We start from the raw sequence: 18,935 nt of genomic DNA on the forward strand, positions 1-18,935 counted from the left end.
TTCAATTGGTGCGTGCGTTCATTTGGTGCGTGCGGTGGTTCATTTGGTGCGTGCGGTGTGCGTTGCGCCTGTCTTGCCCCCCGACAAAGGGACACACTACTCTAGAAACCGTACAGGGGGTAGGTTTTAGTCGTGAGTGAAAACAAGCGGGATGATTCGGGTAAGCGCGGCAGCTATCCGAAGGGCAAAGCACGGCGGCAGCAGATCGTCGACGAGGCCTTCGCCGTTTTCGGCCGCAGCGGGTACCACAGCGGCTCACTTCGTGAGATCGCCAAGCGGGTGGGGCTCACGCCCGCCGGGGTCATGCACCACTTCGCCTCGAAGGAGGAACTGTTCACCGAGGTACTACGCCAGCGCGACTCACTGGTTCAGCACGCTGCGGGCGACTTCATCGAAGATTCCCTCTTCGACCAGACCCGCAACGTCGTCGCATACAACCAGACGACGCGCGGCCTGACCTCGCTCTACACGGTGATTGCGGCGGAGGCGACGGATGCTGGACATCCGGCGCATGAATATTTCAAGGAGCGCTATGCGACACGCGCGTCATCCGCACGTGAGGTGCTCGCCGACGCCCAGCGCGACGGCATCATCAGGACAGACCTCGATGTGACGCATGCTTCACGCCTGATTGCCGCGGTCATGGATGGACTGCAACAGCAGTGGTTGCTCGACGAATCGGTCGACATGTCAGCCACATTCGAGGAGTTCCTGCGCGGGTACCTCTTCGCGCCCCGCAGCGACGCGTAGTTTGATGTTCAACGAGGCGACGCGGTACGGAAGCCGAGCTCCTGAGCGGAGGTCAGCATCCGCACGTCGTAGGCGACGACCAGACGGCACGCACCAGTTACGCGCGCATGCGCCATGCGCGCCTGGTGCATACGCGCGCAACTGGCGCGTCGGGATCCACGCCGCAGGGCGACGTCACTGGCCAAGCCACGCCGACGAAACTACTTCGCGGCGGCGAACTCCCCGAGCACGATGGTCAGCTGCTCGACGGCCCAGTCGATGTCGTCGTCTGAGACGACGATCGGCGGTGCCAGGCGAATCGTGGAGCCATGGGTATCCTTCGCGAGCAGCCCCCGAGACATCAGCGCTTCGCAGACCTCGCGGCCAGACGCAAGCGCCGGGTCGATGTCGATTCCCGCCCAGAGTCCGGCGCCGCGCACCGCCACCACACCGCGCCCGACAAGCTTCGTCAGCCCATCGTGGAGACGTGCACCACGGATGCGTGCGGTCTCCTGCATCTCACCCGTCGCCAGCATCTTCACCACGGCCAGGCCGACGGCAGCGGCCAGCGGGTTGCCACCGAAGGTCGACCCGTGCTGCCCTGGCTGAAGCACCCCGAGCACGTCGCGGTTGCCGACAACGGCGGATACCGGAACGATTCCCCCGCCGAGCGCTTTCCCGAGCAGATAGAGGTCTGGCACCACGTCCACAAGATCACACGCGAACGTTGCGCCGGTGCGCCCAAGCCCCGACTGGATTTCGTCGGCAATGAACAACACATTGTGGCGAGCGGTGATCTCGCGCACCGCAGGCAGGTACTCGGCCGGCGGAACAACGACGCCGGCCTCACCCTGGATGGGCTCGATCAACGCGGCGACGGTGTTCTCGTCAATCGCCGCCTCAAGCGCCGCAGCGTCGCCATACGGAACCGTACGGAAACCCGGGGTGAACGGACCGAAGTCGGCGCGCGCGTCCTGATCGTCGCTGAAACTGATGATCGTCGTGGTTCGACCGTGGAAGTTTCCGGCGGCGACGATGATGTTCGCCTGGTCAGGCGCGACACCCTTCACCCGGTATCCCCAGGCTCGGGCGACCTTGATTCCCGACTCAACGGCCTCGGCTCCCGTGTTCATCGGCAGCACCAGGTCTTTGCCGGCCAGTTCGGCGAGCGCGGTCACGAACGGGCCAAGCTGGTCGTTGTGGAACGCGCGGCTGGTCAGCGTGATGCGACCTAGCTGCTCGCGCGCCGCGTCGAGTAACACCGGGTTCGAGTGCCCGAAGTTCACGGCAGAATACGCGGCCAGGCAGTCCAGATAGCGGCGACCGTCGACATCCGTCACCCAGGCGCCGTCACCGGAGGCGACAACCACCGGCAGCGGGTGGTAATTGTGGGCAGCGTGCTGGTTCTCGAGGTCGATCGCGTGCGCCTGGGCAGCGGATGCCTTGGTGTCCGTTTCGGTCTGGGTCATGGTCATCTCCTCGCTCATCGCCGCAACTCAAGGGTGCAGCATTTCACGCCGCCCCCGCCGAGCAGCAGCTCAGACAGGTCGACGCCGATCGGGTTGAAGCCGCTTGCACGCAGCTGGCGTTCGAAATCCTTCGCGCGGGACGCGATCACGATGTTGTAGCCGTCTGAGTATGAGTTCAGGCCGAGGATCGCCGCGTCTTCCTCCGTGACGATGATCGCGTCGGGGAACCGCTCGCGCAGGATCGCCAGGCTCGGCTCGTCGAACGCGCTCGGCAGGTAGGCGATCTCGCCGGTCGTTGAACCGCTGCCGCCGTCCAGGCCGGCATCGAGCACGGCAATGGCCGTGTCGAGGTGGTAGAAGTTCGGGTTGACGAGATTCAGCGTGATCACGTCGCGGCCGTAGATTCTCGCCAGTTCCTGGTGGCTGTTCGAGTTGCTGCGGAAGCCGGTGCCGGCCAGGATGACGTCGCCGACCAGCAGGAAGTCGCCCTCGCCCTCGTTGATCTCTTCCGGCACACGCACATCGAAGCCCGCTTCACGGAACCAGTCCATGTAGGCCGGACCTTCCGGCTGGCGCTCTGGATAGGTGAAGTTCGCACCGTATGCGATGTTGTCGATGACAAAACCGCCGTTGGCCGCGTAGACCATGTCTGGGAGGCCGTCGATCGGCTCGATGAGCTGCACGTCGAAGCCGAGGCCGATGTAGGTGTCGTAGAGGGTCTGCCACTGTTGCACGGCGAGCGAGGTGTCGGTCGGCAGCGCCGGGTCCATCCACGGGTTGATGCGGTAGACGACGGTGAAGTACTCGGGCTTGCACATGAGCACGGTGCGTGCGGTTGGCGTACGCACGGGCGTTGCGGCCGGCGCTTCAACCGGTGTTGCAGACATGGCGGGTCGGGCACCCGACTCGAGATCTGTCGACATGGAAACTCCTTCATCGGTACTGAGTCGATGGCGGACCAGGTCACTCACACGAGCCCACCGGCCAGGATGTTCTCCCCGCCGACAAGACGCCACTTCCAGTGTCACACAGCATGATTCGACGTTTCCCACTTCTCTACGCAGTTAATCTGCTTGGGTACCGCTGGTGACGCAAGAATTAGCTGGGGTCGCTCAGCGCCGAAGCTCCTGGGTGACGCACTTGACGCCGCCGCCGCTCTTCAGCAGCTCGGAGAGGTCGACGGGTACCGGCGTGTAACCGGCAGCGGCGAGATCGTTGATGTAGTCGTGGGCATCCTGTGCGACCACCACGTTCCGCCCGTCGGAAACAGAGTTCAACGCGAGAATCGCCGCCTCGGCCTCCGAAACCAGGATCGAGTCGGGGAAGCGGCTTGCGAGCGCAGCCCGACTCTCGTCGTCGAACGCGCCTGGCAGGTAGGCGATTCGGGCTGGCCCCTCTGTGGCTTCCGAATCGAGCACCGTCAGCGCGACATCGAGATGATAGAACCGCTCGTCGACCAGCCGAAGGCTCAGCACTTCGCAACCGAACACGCGCCTGAGGTCGTCGTGGCTCGCCAGGCTCGAACGGAATCCATGCCCGGCGAGAATCACCCCGCCGACAAACGCGAAGTCGCCTTCGCCCTCGTTCACCGCCGTTGCGGCGTGCGTCTCGAACCCATTGGTGCCGAACCAGGCCTGGAACGAGAGCGCCTCCGCCTGGCGCTGGGAGTAGGTGAAGCTCGCGACGAACGCCCGGTTGTTCAGCGTGAAGCCGCCGTTGGCGGCGAACACCATGTCGATGAGGCCTGGCACCGGATCGAGCAGGTCTACGTCGTGACCCAGAGAGCGGTAGGTGCCTTTCAGGATCTCCCACTGACGGATGGCGAGTCCGGTATCGGTGGGCTCACCTGGGTGCATGAACGGGTTGATGGCGTAGGCGACCGTGAAGTGGTCTGGCCGGCACATCAGGTAGCTGCGCTTCGTTGCGCGGCGAACGGATGCCGAGGCAGTGGTTTCGAGCAGAGTGGTCACCGCGGTGGGCTCCTTCGTCGTGGCACGGGGCACTGAAGCCCGCCGTTTGATCAGCGACGGGGCGGGGCGCCGATTGGGTTCAGTTTCCCACGCAGGTATCCGGTGATTTCCACCACGATGCGCGCATAAGATGCGTAAATCACGGCGGTAACGCAACGATTGCGCCTAGACTCTCAGGATGGACAATCTAGACCGTGGCATCCTCGACCTGCTGCGACAGAATGCCCGTGCCGGCTATGGAGATATCGGATCGGTGATCGGCCTCTCGGCATCCGCGGTTAAGCGTCGTGTCGATCGCCTCGTGGCAGACGGCGTCATCCGTGGCTTCACAATCCAGGTCGATCCGACAGTTGATGGCATGGGCACAGAGGCCTATGTCGAACTGTTCTGCCGAGGCACGGTGGCCCCAGAGGAGCTGTTTCGACTCCTCTCCGGAATTCAGGAGGTGGTGGACGCGAGCACCGTCAGCGGCAGTGCAGACGCGATGGTGCACATCCGTGCGCGCGATATCGCGGGGCTGGAAGCCGCACTCGAGAAGGTTCGACTTGCTCCGAACGTCGACCACACCCGCAGCGCGATCGTGCTCTCCCGCCTGATTCAACGCGCCGCCGACTGACGGAGCGATCGGTGCGACGCGAGAAGACGATCAGCCCTGTCGGCGCAGAGCGCGTCAGCGCGGGAGCATACGGATCCCTCATCGCCGCCAGCACCCTGATCGGCGTCGGTGGACAACCGATCGGCACGATCATCGGGATTGTCGTGTTAACGAACCTCGTCTACTACGCCACCCATGTCTTCGCCTACTCGATCGGCCCGGGTGACGGCGCAGTCGGCTGGAAGAACGTGAGCCATCACCTGCGGGTGAGCGCACCCATGCTCTCTGCGGCTTTCCTTCCGGTAGTGGTCGTGGTGATCGGGACCGCATTCGGACTCAGCACCGTAACGGCGACACAGATCGGGGTCATCGTCGCGACCCTGGTTCTCTGCGGCGTGGCCGTCACCGGAGCCCGGCTCCGCGGCATCCGTGGCTGGCCGCTGGTCTTTGTCGCCACCGGCACCGCCGTACTGGCCGCCGCCCTGATCCTCGCCAAGTACTCGCTGCACTAGGCGAGAACGGATGACTCCGACCGCTGCATTAGGTCGCGGGCCGGCCCGCCCTCGCCCGGTCGATCGCGCCGGCCAACAGCCTCAGGCCATCCGGGATGTCTTCGAGGGCGATGGTGCCGAATCCGAGCGCCAGTCCCCGAACACCGGGCGACTCTGCGCAGAATCTCCCCAGAGACTGCACCCGGACACCGAGCACACCGGCATTCGCGACCACCTGACCGACGTCGACCAGGTCGTCGATCACTCGAGCGCTCACATGCAGCCCCGCAGAAGACGGAAAGAGCTCAAGTACATCCGCGAAGTCGGATCGCACCGTGCGGACTATGCACTCTCTCCGCGCCGCGTACTCCCGGCCGGCTTTCCTGATGTGCCTGGCGAGGTGGCCCTTGTCGATGAATTCCGCCGCGGCAGCTTGCGTCGTTGACTCCCCCTGCCAGTCCGCGAGGAGCTTGGCACGCCGCAGCGCGGGCTGGAGCATCAGCGGTGCTATCAGAAATCCGATCCGGATCATCGGCAGCATGGTCTTGGAGAACGTCCCCACGTACACGACTCGTCCGTCACGGTCCAGGCTCTGCAACGGGTCCAGCGCCCGGTTCCCGTATCGGAACTCGGTGTCGTAGTCGTCCTCGAGAATTGCCGCGTCGTGACGGCCGGCCCACGCAAGGAGTTCCCTTCGTCGCCGAAGAGTCATGACCGTGCCGAGCGGAAACTGGTGCGACGGCGTGATGTACACGAGTTTCGTGCGGGCGGGAATGGCGGACACGACCAGGCCCTCGGCATCGACCGGCACCCCGACCACCCGCGCTCCCATCGATTCGAATAGCCCGCGCACCGGCGGATAGCCCGGTTCCTCCACCGCGACGACGTCCCCCGGCTCGATAAGCACCCGGGCGACCAGATCGAAGGCCTGCTGCGCCCCCTGGGTGACCAGCACGTCGTTCGCACCAGCCCGCACGGAGCGGGAGACGCCGATGTGGCGTGCTATCGCCTGGCGCAGAGTGCCGCTGCCTGCCGGGTCGCGGTACCCACCGGTGCCGATGATCGCCGGTCGGATGGCGTGCGCCACCGATCGCCGCCAGGTGTCCAGCGGGAACACGGCTGCATCCGGCGTTCCCATACTGAAGTCGAAGGCGATGGGACCGGGTGGCGGCTCACTGTCATCGAGGACTCCTCTCCGCTCGCGGCGCGGCTTCAACCCGGTGACAGGTGCTTGTCGCCCGCCTCGCGACGGCGCCGCGTTGACCGAAAGCGCTGCGTTGGCCGAAACGAACGTACCCGAGCCGACGGCGCTGTCGAGGTACCCCTCTACTGTCAGACGCTCGTAGGCGATCGCGACGGTGTTGCGCGAGACGGCGAGCCTGTTCGCGAAGTCCAGAGTCACATGCACTCCGTCGATCTGCAGAACGGCGGAGTGCCATTGCGGAAGATCTTCTCGGTCACCACGTGGAAGGAATCGAGCTTCTACAGCAAGAGGGAGAAGCTCGCCCTCGAGCTCACGGAACGGATCACACTCATCTCCGAGGGTGGTGTTCCGCAGGAACTCTGGACCCGCGTACGCAATGAGTTCAGCGAGCGCGAGGTCTCTGACCTGATCCTGCTGATCAGCACGATCAACGTCTGGAATCGCATCGCCATCAGCACTCTGCTCGAGACCCCGGCACTCGAGGAACAGGCCGGCGAGGAGCAGCTCACGGCCTGATTACCAGCGTGATGACTACCCTGAGAGCATGAAGTTCGCCATCAATCCAGACTCGGCGGTCCCTCCGTTCGAACAGCTCCGCAGGCAGGTCATCAATGCTGTGCGCTCGAAGAAGCTCGCCGTTGGCGCTCGGCTGCCGCCGGTTCGCGCGCTGGCCACAGAGCTCGGACTCGCCGCGAACACCGTAGCCCGCGCCTACCGCGAGCTGGAGCAGGACGGCGTCATCGAGACTCGCGGACGCAACGGGTCTTTTGTGGCCGCAACCGGCGACCCCACCCACCAGCAGGTGCAACTCGCCGCGGTCGCCTATGCCGACCGGGCGAAGTCGCTCGGTGTGGACGCAAACGAGGCGCTGTCGATCGTGCGCTCAGCCCTCGGCATCCGTTAGTCGCCAGGAAGACGGATGACGCACGGTCTATTCGTCGGGCTACTCGTCGTCAGTGGTTCCCGCCACCGGCTCCTCGCGCGTGCGGCCAGCGGGTTCGAGCTTCGGCCCGCGGGCGTGCAGGATGTCGCCGATGAACCAGTCATAGAGCAGCACACCGATCACTCCACCGATCAGCGGCCCGAGTATCGGCACCCAGAAATACCAACTGAATGAGCCCTCGACCGTGCCGGGCATCGCGACATCACCCCAGCCGGCCAACCAGGCGAACACCCTCGGCCCGAAGTCACGCGCGGGGTTGATCGCGTATCCGGCGTTCGCACCGAACGAGATTCCGATCGCGGCGACGGCGAAGCCGATCACGAGTGGACCAAGGTTCGCTTTCACCGCGGTGTTGCGCATGTCGACAACGGCCACGATGATCATCACCAGGAACATCGTGCCTACGATCTGGTCGACGAGCGGAATGATCATGTTCCCCTCGAAATACGGGGCGGGGAATGTCGCGAAGATCGAGAACGTCACGTTGCCGTCCGGGTCGGTCCTCGTGGTGCCGAGCGCGTCGTTGAAGGCGTTGATGGCATCGAAGTACAGCAAATAGACCAAGGCCGCGCCGACGAACGCACCGAGCACCTGGGCGATAATGTACGGCCCAACCTTGCGCCAGGGGAACTTGCGCCTGACCGCGAAAGCGAGGGTCACTGCCGGGTTGATGTGCGCACCGCTGACGCCGCCGGCCACATAGACGCCGAACGCCACCGCGAATGCCCAGCCCCAGGCGATCAGCAGCCAGTCGCCTGCGCCCTGGAAGATCGTCGTCGGGTCGGCGGTACGGCCTGAACCCGGCAAGCCGGCGACGGCCATGGCGACCACGCCGTCACCGAAGGCGATCAGCACGAATGTTCCGAGGAACTCGGCGAGCGCCTCCCCCCACGTTCCGCCTAATCGCTTCAGTCCGCTGCCGTTTCGCACCGCGTTCCGAAGTGGAGAAATGTCGCTCATGAGAACCTCCTCGTCACCACATGGTTTCCTGTGAACTGACCGTACGCCTGCCCGTTTCATTCCACAATGGGCCACCCTCCACAATGGGGGTGTCGCCTCAGCGCGCGAAGGATGCTGCGAGGCGTCGAAATCCTTCATCCAGCGAAACCGCGGGAGCCCAGTTCAGGTCGGCGCGGGTCTGCCGCTGGTCGAACCAGTGTGCCGTCGAAAGCTGCTCGGCCAGAAACTGCGTCATGGGCGGCTCGTCGGCACCCGGTCGGATGCGCCACACCGCTTCGATCGCGGATCCGGCGACCCTGGCGAGCCCGGCCGACACCCGCCAGGCCGGGGCGCGAACACCGGCCGCCGCGCAGATTCCGGCCAGCAATTCTGCCACCGGCCGCGGCTCACCATTGGTGACCACGTACGAGCGCCCGTGCACATGGTCGACTCGCTCAAGCGCTGCGGCGATGGCGGATGCCGCGTTGTCGATGTAGGTCGTATCGATGAGCGCGGCCCCGTGGCCGAGTAGCGGCAGGCGTCCGGAGCGAGCCCGGTCGACGATGCGAGCCACGAGCTGGGTGTCTCCTGGACCCCAGACCAGGTGCGGCCGCACGGCGACGACCCTGAGCCGCGGCGAGTCCGCGTCGAGCGCGAGGAGTTCGGCCTCGGCCTTCGTGCGCGCATAGTCTCCCCTGGCAAGGCCGGGATCTGCCACAGCGGCGCCCTCCCCAACAATGGATGCCCCGGCGTGAGCCACCGACGGCGAGGAGACGTAGACGAGGCGGCGCACGCCGGCATCCGTTGCCGCATCGATCACCGCTCGTGTGCCACCGACGTTCACGAGGTCGAACTCCGCCGGGTCGCCGGCCAGCGACACTTTCGCGGCGAGGTGCACGATCGCATCCATGCCAAGGGCGGCGCGAGCCACGGCCGCGCGGTCGGTCACCGACCCGAGCGAATCTGTGGCTCCGGGAACCCCCGACGGCCGCCGCTGGAACGTGCGTACCTCGTGGCCGGCCGCCACCACTGCCTCGGCAACGGAACGCCCCAGGAGGCCGCTCGCACCGGTGACCAGCACTCTCATGCCGCTGCCCTCGCGCCTCTGGCCTCGCGCCTCTGGCCTCACGCCTCTGGCCTCACGCCTCTGGCCTCACGGCCGAATCATCCGTCCGCCGGAGAGAATTCCCCCGGCCCAGCCGGCCAGGCGGGTGCGGTCGATCTTCGAATTGTGACGGATGTCTGTCGGCAATCGTGGCACGACGAGAACCGCAGCGATCGGGTGCCGGACTGCTCCCCGCACGACGCTGGCGAGGTCGGCAGAGGCGAGGCTCGCAGTGGCAAATCTGGCAGTGGCAAATCTGGCGCGACGCTCGCGCGGTGTGGTTTCGACGATTGCCACCACCTGTTGCGTTCCAACCGGGCCGACCCCGACGATAGCGGCGCGCTCAATACCGCCCACGGCTTCGATCTGTTGTTCTAAACCGACCGGCGTGACGACGCCGTCAGGGCTCGTGATCACGTGGGGCAGGCGGCCTTCCACCCACAATCGGCCCACGTCGTCGAGGTGGCCGACATCGCCGGTGCGATGCCACCGCTGACCGGGCGCCGTACCCCGCGCTGATTCCCGGTTGGTGAGCCACAAGCGGTCATAATGGTCTTTCAGGTGCGGTGCAGAGACCACGATCTCCCCGGTGACGTGGGGAACCTCGTCAGGCCGACCGGTTGCCTCACCGTTCTCATCGAGCGCGCTGATGCGCACTCGAGTCGTGGCGGCGGGAACGCCGACGCAGACTCCGCCCGGGTCGGTGCTGTCCGGGTCAGTGCTGTCCGGGTCAGTGCGAGCATGGCTGGATTTGTCGGCACCGAGCGCCGCCCGAATCCCGTCGAGGGTGATATCTGTCATGAGCAGACCCTCGGTCATCCCGTACGGGGTGTGGGCGGTGGCGCCCGGCATCAGCGCTGCGGCCTCACCGAGGAGCCGTTCTGACACCGGCGCCCCGGCAGAGAGAAAGGTCTGCACGCCGGCCAGGGCACGCCGATCCGCTGTCGTCAGTGACACGGATGTCGCGACCACGTTCGTGAGTGCGGCCGGAGAGAGGAAAACGACTGTGGCGTTCACAGCCAGGGCCGCCTGCGCGACGGATGCCGCGGTCAGCGTTCGCGGACTGGTCACGTCCATGTCTGGGGTCACCGACGTTGCGCCGAGTGCGGGCCCGAGGAGCGCGAAGGGTGCGAACCCCGCGACCAGCCCGGTGCCGACCCCGATTCCGTACTGCACGGCGAGCGCGTCACGCAGCGCCGACAGTTGCGCATGGGTGTACGCGACGCCCTTTGCCGGTCCGGTAGACCCTGAGGTGAAGAGGATGGCGGCGATCTCGTCGACATCGGGGCGAGCAGGAAGCGCCTCATCGAACGACCTGCCGAGCCCGGCAATATCGCCGAGCGTAAATGAGACGCCGAGCGCGCTGGCGAGCGGGGGCGACAGGCGCACCGTTGAGATCTTCTGACCAGGCCAGCCCAGCGCGCGAGCGGCGAGCAGACCAGGCAGCGCGCCGATGACGTGGTCTGGGCGGGCGCCACGCACTGCCCTGGTCAGCCCACGAAGTCCGAGTCCGGCATCGGCGACGACAACGACCGCTCCGATTCGCAGGCACGCGTAGAGAACCGCGGTCAGATCGGCACCCGGTGGCACGAGCAGCGATACGCGGTCGCCCCGCTTCACGCCGATGCCGATGAGACCCGCCGCGATCTCACGCACGCGCCTCGACAGCAGCCGCCAGCTGACCACGCGAGGCCGTCGACCACCTGGGGGAGCCATCTCGATGAGCGCCGTTCCAGAGTTGTCCTGCAGCTCTTCGAGGTAGTGCCAGAGCGGGAGGCGCGGCACTTCTGTTTCGACGGTCTCGGCGGTCTCGGTAGTCCCGGCGGTCTCAGCCAGCGACGCACGCTCGCCCACGCGCTCACCCAGCCAGCCCAGCACCACCGGCGGGTAGTCGACGTCTTCGGCAATCAAGTGCCCGGCGCCCTCGAAGCGGTGCACGTCGGCTTGGGGCAGCCGATCGACCAGGTCATCGAGGTAGCGATCGCTGAAGATCGGGTCGCGTGGGCCCCAGAGCAGCAGCGCGGGAACGGCGAGGGTTCGAGCGCTCTCGGCGATCCGATCGAGTTCCGGTGCGCTCTCGTGCGCTGAATCGACGGGGATGTCGGCGACGAACGCGCCGATTCCGCCGCGCCGCGCCGCGCCGCGATACGGAGCGCGAAACCCGTTCCTGACTTCAGTCGAAAGCGACGGATGCGCCAGGGCGAGTGTCGTCTCAAGGAACGCCGGCGTGCTGACGGTTGCCGGGCCGAGCACTCCGCCCCGCAGCGCCAGTCGGAGCGCCGCAGGAATCGGGCTGCCCTCCGGCTGGTGCACGGCCGTGTTGAGCAGCATGACGCCCGCGAGCAGTGGTGCATGATCGACGGCCCAGCCAAGCGACACGACTCCGCCCCAATCGTGTCCGAGGGTGATGACGGGGCCGCTTAGATCGATGGCGTCGGTGAAGTCCGTGAGGTCGCGCACGCGCGTCGCGAGAGACCGCGGGGTGCCGGTGCGTTCGGAGAACCCCATCTCGAGCTGATCGACGGCGATCACCCGCCACGCCGCAGCTTCCGTTCTCGCATCAGCTGTAGCATCCGTCGCCGCAGTCAGTAGGCGGCGCCACAGGTACGACCAGGTGGGGTTGCCGTGCACGCACAGGATCGTGCCGGTCGGTCGAACGCCGCGCCGCTCGAGTTCAGCGCCGTTGTCGAGTACGTGCCAGGTGCGTGTGACACCGGTCGCACTGCTGCGCTCCGGCACCTCCACCAGTCGCGAGAACGCCGGATCGAGTCCGGCGAGCCCGGCGAGCGGGAGTGTGGCGGCAGCGGGCGTGCTGGCCGTGCGCGGGAGGCGGGAGGTCACCAGGCGATTTCCATCATGGCCGTGTTGAGGCCGGAGCCCACGCCCATCAACAGCACGCGGTCGCCCTTCTTCAGGCTCTTCGCCTCGTCGGCAAGGGTGATCGGGATCGACGCCGGACCGACGTTGCCGAACTTCGGATAGGTGAGCGGAACTCGCGAACGGTCCATGTGCGTCGCCTTCAGGATGGCATTGGTGTGCACGTCGGAGACCTGATGCAAGATGTAGCGGTCCATGTTCGACCAGTCCCAGTCGCGTTTCGCTTCTGTCCAGGCCGAGACGACGAGTTGCATGCCGCCTTTCAGGAGGGCCTTCGCGTCAGTGAACATACCGTCGACGCTGCCGACGCAGAGGGCGTTGAACTCGGTGGCCGCGCGGGTGACGCCGCCCAGCATCCGATGGGCGGACGGATGCGCGTCGGCACGGCCCAGCACGGCCGCCGCCGCCCCGGAGCCCAGCGTGAGGCTGGCGAACTCGCTCATGAAGTCCTTGCGACCGATCTCACCATTGCTCAGGCGTTCGATCGTGTTGACCTGGATGTCGTCGGCGTCTTCTCCGTCGATGACCACCGCGTAATCGATCTGGCCGGAGTCGATGAGTTGACCGGCCAGGGTCATGCCGTTGACGAAGCCGAGGCAGGCGTTGGCGATATCGAAGTTGGTGGCAGACGACGGAAGGCCGAGGCCGTGGTGAATACGCACCGCCACGGAGGGTTCCAGATGTTTGCGGGTCACCGACGTGTTGATCAGCAGTCCGACCTGGCCGGGCTCGACTCCCGCCTCGTGCAAGGCCCTCTTTCCGGCCGATACCGCTGCGTCGTCGAATTTCTGGCCGTCGTCCCAGTTGCGGCGCTCGTGCACTCCAGCCACTCGCTGGAGCAGTCCCTGCGGAAGCCTGAGCCGTTTGAGCACCGGAGCCAGCTGCTGGTCGATCTCGTGCGATGTCGTGATGCGGGGAGCGATGGTGCTCGCGACCGCGAGCAGCGCAACGTTATTGTGCCTCGTCGTGGCGTTTCCGTTCAACGGAACCCCCTGTCGAATTATGCGGGCTGTGAGGATGCCCCACCCTTGATTATCCGCCTTAGGACGCTGGGTATTGTCCGAACGGGAACTTGTGATGTAATGTTACATCATGAAACGCACGCAGATCTCGCTGACGGATGACGAGCGACGAGCGCTGGATGCAGCGTCGGCCCACTCCGGACGCTCGATGTCCTCGCTCATCCGCACTGCCGTGCAGAGTGTCTATGGCGTCGAACGCTCCGCCGATGACGACCTGACCGCCATGCGCGCCGCGTTCGGGTCGTGGGAGGAGCGGGAGCAGGGCGGGAGCGCCTGGGTCGACCAGCTGCGCTCGGGATCGCGCCTGCCCGGTTCCGAGCCGGCGGAAGGTTCGAGCCGCAACTCGTGAGCGCGACATCACCGGCGTTCGTCGACACATCGGTGCTGATCGACTACTTGCGCGGCCACCGGGGCGCTGCCGAGACTCTTGAGCGGGAACGACTCGCTGCGCCGCTTCACTCCAGCGAAATGACGCGGCTCGAGGTTCTCGCCGGAATGCGGGCGGGCGAAGAGAAGGCAACCCGGCTGCTGCTGTCGACCCTCGTCTGGCACCTCGTTGACGCGGATGTTGCGGAGGAGGCCGGCGCGTTGGGCAGGAGATGGCTCCCCAGCCGTCGCGGCATCGACGGCGCCGACCTTGCCATCGCGGCCACAACCATCCGTACCGGGGCTCGGCTGCTCACTCTCAACGTCAAACACTTCCCCATGTTTCCGGGCCTCCGCGCCCCCTACTGATTCAAGGAATGCGCTCAGATCACGTCGCCTTAAATCACGTCGTCGGAGAGGGTGCTCGGGTTGCCGAAGCGGTGAGCGGTGATCGAGATCGCCTGCTCCCGCAGGAACGGCAGCACCTCGACCCGCCCGGCTTGCGTGACGGGGTGTGAGTACACCGCGATATCAGGGCTTCCGCCGAGCGCCGTGGCGAGAGCGGATGCCGCTGCCGCCGCGCCGGCGAACCGGTCTCCACCGACAATGCGCACCCTGCTGGTCGTGATTCTGCCCAGAGCGGCACCCTTCAACCACTCCGCGTCGCTCTCGACGGTGACCGGGATCTCCCGCTCATCGAGGAGGTTCCGAACAGCGGGCGGCACCGGCACAGCGCTCGACACCACAAATCGTGATTTCGACAGCGTCGCCGCCACGATCACGCGCAACAGGTGCGACAGCGTGCCGTCTTCGGTGAGTCGCACCGTGACCGGCAACGACCGGTAGCGGAAGACATTGCGCTCAAGGCCGAGGGCCGAGACGTCTCTCACCGCACCGAACTCGTCGTTCCAGGCGATCGCGTCACTGAGCGCTGACCGACGAAGGATGTCAAAGTCGGCGTACTCGAGCGACGGTTGTGATGCCTCGATCAGGTCTGTCACGCTCTGTTCGAGCCCGCGCAGGTGGAGGGTTGCGCTGTTCTTACCCGGATCGGTGACCCAGTTGCCGAGGCCGAACAGGTAGTTCGGGCCACCGGCCTTGGTTCCCGCACCCACAGACGAGCGCTTCCAGCCGCCGAACGGCTGCCGTCGCACGATGGCCCCTGTGATACCGCGGTTCACGTAGAGGTTGCCGGCTTCAACAGAGCCGAGCCACTCGTCGAGTTCGTCTGCGTCGAGGGAGTGCAGGCCGGCGGTGAGCCCATAGTCGACCGCGTTCTGGAACCGGATGGCTTCCTCCAGGTTGCGGGCGTGCATGACCCCGAGCACCGGGCCGAAGAACTCGGTGAGGTGGAAGTACGAGCCGGGAGCGACACCGGTGCGGATGCCTGGCGACCACAGCTTGCCGCTCTCATCGAGCTGCCTGGGTTCAACGAGCCAGCTCTCCTGGGCGCCGAGTGTGGTCAGCGCGTGCAGCAGCTTGCCGTTCGCGGGCTCGATGATCGGGCCCATCTGGCTCGCTGGATCGGCGGGGTAGCCGACCTGAAGCGAGGTCGCGGCATCCGTCAGCTGGCGCAGGAACCGTTCCGACTTGGCGACGGAGCCGACCAGGATGACCAGGCTCGCGGCTGAGCACTTCTGGCCGGCGTGGCCGAACGCGCTCTTGATCACGTCGGCGGCGGCGAGGTCGATGTCGGCGCTCGGTGTGACGATGATCGCGTTCTTGCCGCTGGTCTCCGCCAGGAGCGGAAGGTCTTGCCGGAAGCTGCGAAACAGTTGCGCCGTCTCGTAAGCGCCGGTCAGGATGACCCGGTCGACCGACGGATGCGAGATGAGTCGCGTGCCGAGATCGCGGTCGGCGAGATCGACGAGGGCCAGCAGTTCACGGGGTATCCCCGCCTCCCAGAGTGCTTCGACCATGATGGCGCCGGTGCGCTGCGCGAGCTTGGCCGGTTTGATGATGACGCCGGCGCCGGCCGCGAGCGATGCGAGTACACCGCCGGCCGGGATGGCGACCGGGAAGTTCCACGGCGGGGTGACGACAACGAGCTTCGGCGGTACGAAGATGGCGCCCTGCACGGAGTCGAGGTCTTTGGCGCGCTCGGCGTAGTAGTGCGCGAAGTCGATCGCCTCGCTCACCTCTGGATCTGCCTCCGCGATGGTCTTGCCGGTCTCGGCCGCCATCACTTCGATCAACCGATCGCGGTTTGCCGCCAGCGCGAGGCCTGCGCGATGCAGCACCGCGGCGCGCTCGGCACCGGTCTTCTGACCCCACTCGTTGCCGCTGCGTGCGACGGTGTCGACGACGCGGTCGAGAATGCCCGCGTCGTCGATTCGGGCAGAGGCGACCGTGTTGACGCCGAGCTGTGACTGAGCGACACGGCCAAGAATGCGTCGGCCCCAGGCACGGTTCGCCGGCAGCGCCGGGTCGGTGTCCGGCTCATTGTCGAAGCCGGACAGAACAACGGATGCTTCTGGCAGCCGGGGCCGCGTGGTCTGTTCGAGATCATCCGATTCGTTCGCGGGCGCCTCGTCACGCGACCCTGAACCGCGGCGGATGCCGAGCACCAAGGCCGTCAAGTGCGGATCATCATCTTCCGCGGCATCCTGAACCGGCTCTGGGCGGGCTGAATTCCGCGGCGTCGTGACGGCCGACTGCAACTCGGAGGCGGCGGAGCGGTCCTGCGTGCGGTTCGGGGCGGGCACGGTGATGCTGGATGAGTCGAGGGCTTCAAGGGACGCGAGGAAACGCTGCTTCTCGCGGGCGAACAGCGCGGGGGAGCTGGTCAGTTCGAACACCGCAGACATGAAGTTCTCCTGGCTGGCGTTCTCCTCGAGGCGACGGATCAGGTAACTGATCGCGACGTCGAACTCGGCAGGGTTCACGACCGGCGTGTAGAGCAGAAGTCGGCCGACGTCTTTCTTGACCGCCTCTGCCTGGCCGGTGGCCATACCGAGGAGCATCTCGAAGTCGACCCGATCGTTGACGCCGCGCTTCTTCGCGAGGAGGTGCGCGTATGCCACGTCGAACAGGTTGTGGCCGGCGACGCCGATCTTCACGGCATCCGTGTTCGCCGGGGTGAACGCCCAGTTCAGCACCCGCTTGTAGTTCGTGTCGCTCTCCTGTTTGGTGGGGTAGGTGGCGAGCGGCCACCCGTGCACGGCGGAGTCGACGTGCTCCATGGCGAGGTTCGCGCCCTTGACGACGCGCACCTTGATCGGCGCGCCACCGGTCGCCCGACGCTCCTGTGCCCAGCGGGTAAGTCCCTGCAGGGCGCCGAGCGCGTCTGGCAGGTAGGCCTGGAGCACGATTCCGGCCTCGAGGTTCTCGAGCCCCGGCTGGTCGAGAATGCGCTCGAAGACCGCGACGGTGAGGTCGAGGTCGCGGTACTCCTCCATGTCGAGGTTGATGAACCTCGACGTCGGGCTCGCGGCGGCCAGCCGGAACAGCGGGGTCAGACGTTCAACAACCCGGTCGACGGCCTCGTCGAACGACCACATCGAGAGCTGGCTGGCGACCCCGGAGACCTTGATCGACACGTAGTCGACGTCGTCACGTTCGAGCAGGGCGCGGGTTCCCTCGAGGCGGCGGAGTGCCTCCTTCTCGCCGAGAACGGCCTCGCCGAGCAGGTTGATGTTCAGCCGGTTGCCCGACTCCGCCAGGTGCGCAAGCGCCGGTCCGAGCTTGGCCGGTGTGGCGTCGACGACGAGGTGGCCGACCATCTGGCGGAGCACCCTGCGAGCCACCGGGATGACCACCCAGGGGATGACCGGGCCGAGCACGCCGCCAAGCCAGATCGCCCCGCGCATGTACCAGGGCAGGAAGGCCGGCACCAGTTTGGCGACCTTCTGCAGGTTGTAACCGGCGACCATCACGTCTTCCGGTCGCATGACGCCATCGACGAATCCGACCGTGAAGTCAAGACCGTTCGGGTCTTTCAGCACGCCGGCGAGGCGTTCTGCGGCGGCATCCGCCGGAATCTCCTGGCTCTGTGCTAGCCATTTGCGCACGAGGGCGATGACTTCTGCGCTGAAATCTTCTGTCGGCGCGGCACCGGCCTGGAGGTCGGGGGTGAGGGGGTTGGTCATGGTCACGAGGGTAGTCTTCCGTTCGCTCTGGCTCCTGAATTCAACGCAGCCAGTACCATTTGGAGGAGGAATCCACTCTCAGTGTGCAGTCTGCAGTTCGTTAGCAAAAGCGATTCTTTCTGAAGGATATTGATTAGAGTTGCTGATGTATCAAGTGGCGAGGCACGGCGCGAGGACGGGTGAACGGATGCTGGATGTCAGGCGGTTGCGACTGCTGCGCGAACTGAAGATCCGCGGCACCCTCGCCGGGGTCGCGGAGGCACTCGCCTACAGCCCGTCTGCTGTGTCGCAACAGCTCTCACTGCTGGAGAAGGAGGCGGGGGTCGAGCTTCTCCAGAAGGTCGGACGCCGCGTGCAGCTCACGCCACAGGCCGAGATCCTGGTGGCGCACACCACCCACCTGCTCGACCGTCTGGAGGTGGCCGAAGCCGAGGTGGCGGCATCCGTCACCACCGTCTCTGGCACGGTGCGTGTCGCCGTGTTCCAGTCGGCCGCGCACGCCGTGATTCCCCAGGCCCTGACGCTGTTGGCCGACGAGTTCCCAGAGCTGCGGGTCGAGATCACCGAGCGCGAGCCGGAGGCCGGGCTGTTCGAGGTGTCGGCGCGCGATTTCGACCTGGTGATCGCCGAGCAGTACCCCGGTCACACCAGGGCGCACCTGCCGGACCTCGACCGGGTGAACCTGGCGACGGATGCGCTCAGGTTCGCGGTTCCGCGGAGGAACGTGGGGCGGCTCACCGCGGCGACGCTGCAGGATGCTGCCGCGGTGCCGTGGGTGATGGAGCCGCTGGGAACCGCGTCGCGGCAGTGGGCGACGCAGCTGTGCCGGTCGGCAGGGTTCGAACCGGACGTGCGGTTCGAGACGGCGGACCTGGTCGCCCACATCCGTCTGATCCAGTCGGGAAATGCCGTCGGCATCCTGCCAGACCTGGTCTGGGCAGGGCAGAAGCCAACGGTGCGACTGCGCGCACTGCCAGACAACCCGCACCGCACGGTGTTCACTGCCGCGAGGCGCTCGAGCGCCGGTCGCCCCGGAGTGCTGGCGGTGCGCGATGCGCTCAGTCGAGCTGTTGCCTTGGTTGCGTTGTCGCCCGCCGTCATCGCCGGCACCTGAGCGCGCCCTTTCGGGTTGCCCCG

General features: G+C 66.2%; 17 protein-coding genes. 8 read left to right on the plus strand and 9 right to left on the minus strand.

Annotated features, from left to right (window positions below; genetic code table 11):
* Positions 1-132 precede the first annotated feature (132 nt).
* Positions 133-750 carry a TetR/AcrR family transcriptional regulator gene (locus tag K323_RS0118780; RefSeq protein ID WP_022886805.1) on the plus strand — a complete coding sequence of 206 codons (618 nt, stop codon included), beginning with the start codon at positions 133-135 and terminating at the stop codon, positions 748-750.
* Positions 751-950: 200 nt separating this feature from the next.
* On the opposite strand, the gene rocD is transcribed toward K323_RS0118780, so the two are convergent.
* The 3 genes from rocD to ddaH (K323_RS0118795) all read right to left on the minus strand — a co-directional run bounded on the left by rocD (position 951) and on the right by ddaH (K323_RS0118795) (position 4,168).
* Positions 951-2,198 carry an ornithine--oxo-acid transaminase gene (rocD, locus tag K323_RS0118785; RefSeq protein WP_026851845.1) on the minus strand — a complete coding sequence of 416 codons (1,248 nt, stop codon included), beginning with the start codon at positions 2,196-2,198 and terminating at the stop codon, positions 951-953.
* Between the two features lie 14 nt (positions 2,199-2,212).
* Entirely contained in the window at positions 2,213-3,085 is an 873-nt protein-coding gene (ddaH, locus tag K323_RS0118790; RefSeq protein WP_026851846.1) for a dimethylargininase, read from the minus strand.
* 225 nt (positions 3,086-3,310) lie between these two features.
* Positions 3,311-4,168: a dimethylargininase gene (gene ddaH, locus K323_RS0118795; RefSeq protein ID WP_022886808.1), complete on the minus strand. Its 858-nt coding sequence runs from the start codon at positions 4,166-4,168 to the stop codon at positions 3,311-3,313.
* 178 nt (positions 4,169-4,346) lie between these two features.
* Here ddaH (K323_RS0118795) and K323_RS0118800 point away from each other — a divergent pair, with 178 nt between their 5' ends.
* Both K323_RS0118800 and K323_RS28555 read left to right on the plus strand, forming a co-directional pair.
* The gene (locus tag K323_RS0118800) at positions 4,347-4,784 is read left to right on the plus strand and encodes an Lrp/AsnC family transcriptional regulator (protein WP_022886809.1); all 438 of its coding nucleotides are present in this window, start codon (positions 4,347-4,349) and stop codon (positions 4,782-4,784) included.
* Between the two features lie 11 nt (positions 4,785-4,795).
* The gene (locus tag K323_RS28555) at positions 4,796-5,275 is read left to right on the plus strand and encodes a hypothetical protein (RefSeq protein ID WP_022886810.1); all 480 of its coding nucleotides are present in this window, start codon (positions 4,796-4,798) and stop codon (positions 5,273-5,275) included.
* Positions 5,276-5,303: 28 nt separating this feature from the next.
* On the opposite strand, the gene pdxR is transcribed toward K323_RS28555, so the two are convergent.
* Entirely contained in the window at positions 5,304-6,656 is a 1,353-nt protein-coding gene (gene pdxR / locus K323_RS27290) for a MocR-like pyridoxine biosynthesis transcription factor PdxR (RefSeq protein WP_022886811.1), read from the minus strand.
* Between pdxR and K323_RS29905 the strand changes: the two genes are divergently transcribed.
* Together K323_RS29905 and K323_RS0118820 are read left to right on the plus strand one after the other, a co-directional pair.
* Positions 6,657-6,974: a carboxymuconolactone decarboxylase family protein gene (locus tag K323_RS29905; RefSeq protein ID WP_022886812.1), complete on the plus strand. Its 318-nt coding sequence runs from the start codon at positions 6,657-6,659 to the stop codon at positions 6,972-6,974.
* 28 nt (positions 6,975-7,002) lie between these two features.
* The gene (locus K323_RS0118820) at positions 7,003-7,362 is read left to right on the plus strand and encodes a GntR family transcriptional regulator (RefSeq protein WP_022886813.1); all 360 of its coding nucleotides are present in this window, start codon (positions 7,003-7,005) and stop codon (positions 7,360-7,362) included.
* A gap of 39 nt (positions 7,363-7,401) precedes the next feature.
* On the opposite strand, the gene K323_RS0118825 is transcribed toward K323_RS0118820, so the two are convergent.
* The 4 genes from K323_RS0118825 to K323_RS0118840 all read right to left on the minus strand — a co-directional run bounded on the left by K323_RS0118825 (position 7,402) and on the right by K323_RS0118840 (position 13,305).
* Positions 7,402-8,361, minus strand: coding sequence for an MIP/aquaporin family protein (locus tag K323_RS0118825; protein WP_051147433.1), 960 nt, complete (start codon positions 8,359-8,361; stop codon positions 7,402-7,404).
* A gap of 97 nt (positions 8,362-8,458) precedes the next feature.
* Entirely contained in the window at positions 8,459-9,427 is a 969-nt protein-coding gene (locus K323_RS0118830) for an NAD-dependent epimerase/dehydratase family protein (protein WP_022886814.1), read from the minus strand.
* A gap of 66 nt (positions 9,428-9,493) precedes the next feature.
* Positions 9,494-12,286 (minus strand): alpha/beta fold hydrolase, encoded by a 2,793-nt coding sequence (locus K323_RS0118835; RefSeq protein WP_022886815.1) that lies wholly within the window; start codon positions 12,284-12,286, stop codon positions 9,494-9,496.
* Complete coding sequence (locus K323_RS0118840) at positions 12,283-13,305, minus strand: 3-oxoacyl-ACP synthase III (RefSeq protein WP_022886816.1); 1,023 nt, start codon at positions 13,303-13,305, stop codon at positions 12,283-12,285. The genes K323_RS0118835 and K323_RS0118840 overlap by 4 nt, the downstream gene beginning before the upstream one ends.
* 109 nt (positions 13,306-13,414) lie before the next feature.
* On the opposite strand from K323_RS0118840, the gene K323_RS29910 reads away from it, so the two are divergent.
* Together K323_RS29910 and K323_RS0118850 are read left to right on the plus strand one after the other, a co-directional pair.
* On the plus strand, positions 13,415-13,693 hold the full coding sequence (locus tag K323_RS29910) for a ribbon-helix-helix domain-containing protein (RefSeq protein ID WP_022886817.1): 279 nt from the start codon (positions 13,415-13,417) through the stop codon (positions 13,691-13,693).
* Complete coding sequence (locus K323_RS0118850; RefSeq protein ID WP_022886818.1) at positions 13,690-14,079, plus strand: type II toxin-antitoxin system VapC family toxin; 390 nt, start codon at positions 13,690-13,692, stop codon at positions 14,077-14,079. Before K323_RS29910 ends, K323_RS0118850 begins: the two co-directional genes overlap by 4 nt.
* A 29-nt stretch (positions 14,080-14,108) precedes the next feature.
* On the opposite strand, the gene K323_RS0118855 is transcribed toward K323_RS0118850, so the two are convergent.
* Entirely contained in the window at positions 14,109-17,798 is a 3,690-nt protein-coding gene (locus K323_RS0118855; protein ID WP_026851850.1) for a bifunctional proline dehydrogenase/L-glutamate gamma-semialdehyde dehydrogenase, read from the minus strand.
* Between the two features lie 187 nt (positions 17,799-17,985).
* Here K323_RS0118855 and K323_RS0118860 point away from each other — a divergent pair, with 187 nt between their 5' ends.
* Positions 17,986-18,912, plus strand: a complete 927-nt coding sequence (locus K323_RS0118860) for a LysR family transcriptional regulator (protein WP_022886820.1) — start codon at positions 17,986-17,988, stop codon at positions 18,910-18,912.
* The last annotated feature ends 23 nt before the right edge of the window (positions 18,913-18,935 follow it).

Source organism: Glaciibacter superstes DSM 21135, assembly GCF_000421145.1.
Lineage (GTDB): Bacteria > Actinomycetota > Actinomycetes > Actinomycetales > Microbacteriaceae > Cryobacterium > Cryobacterium superstes.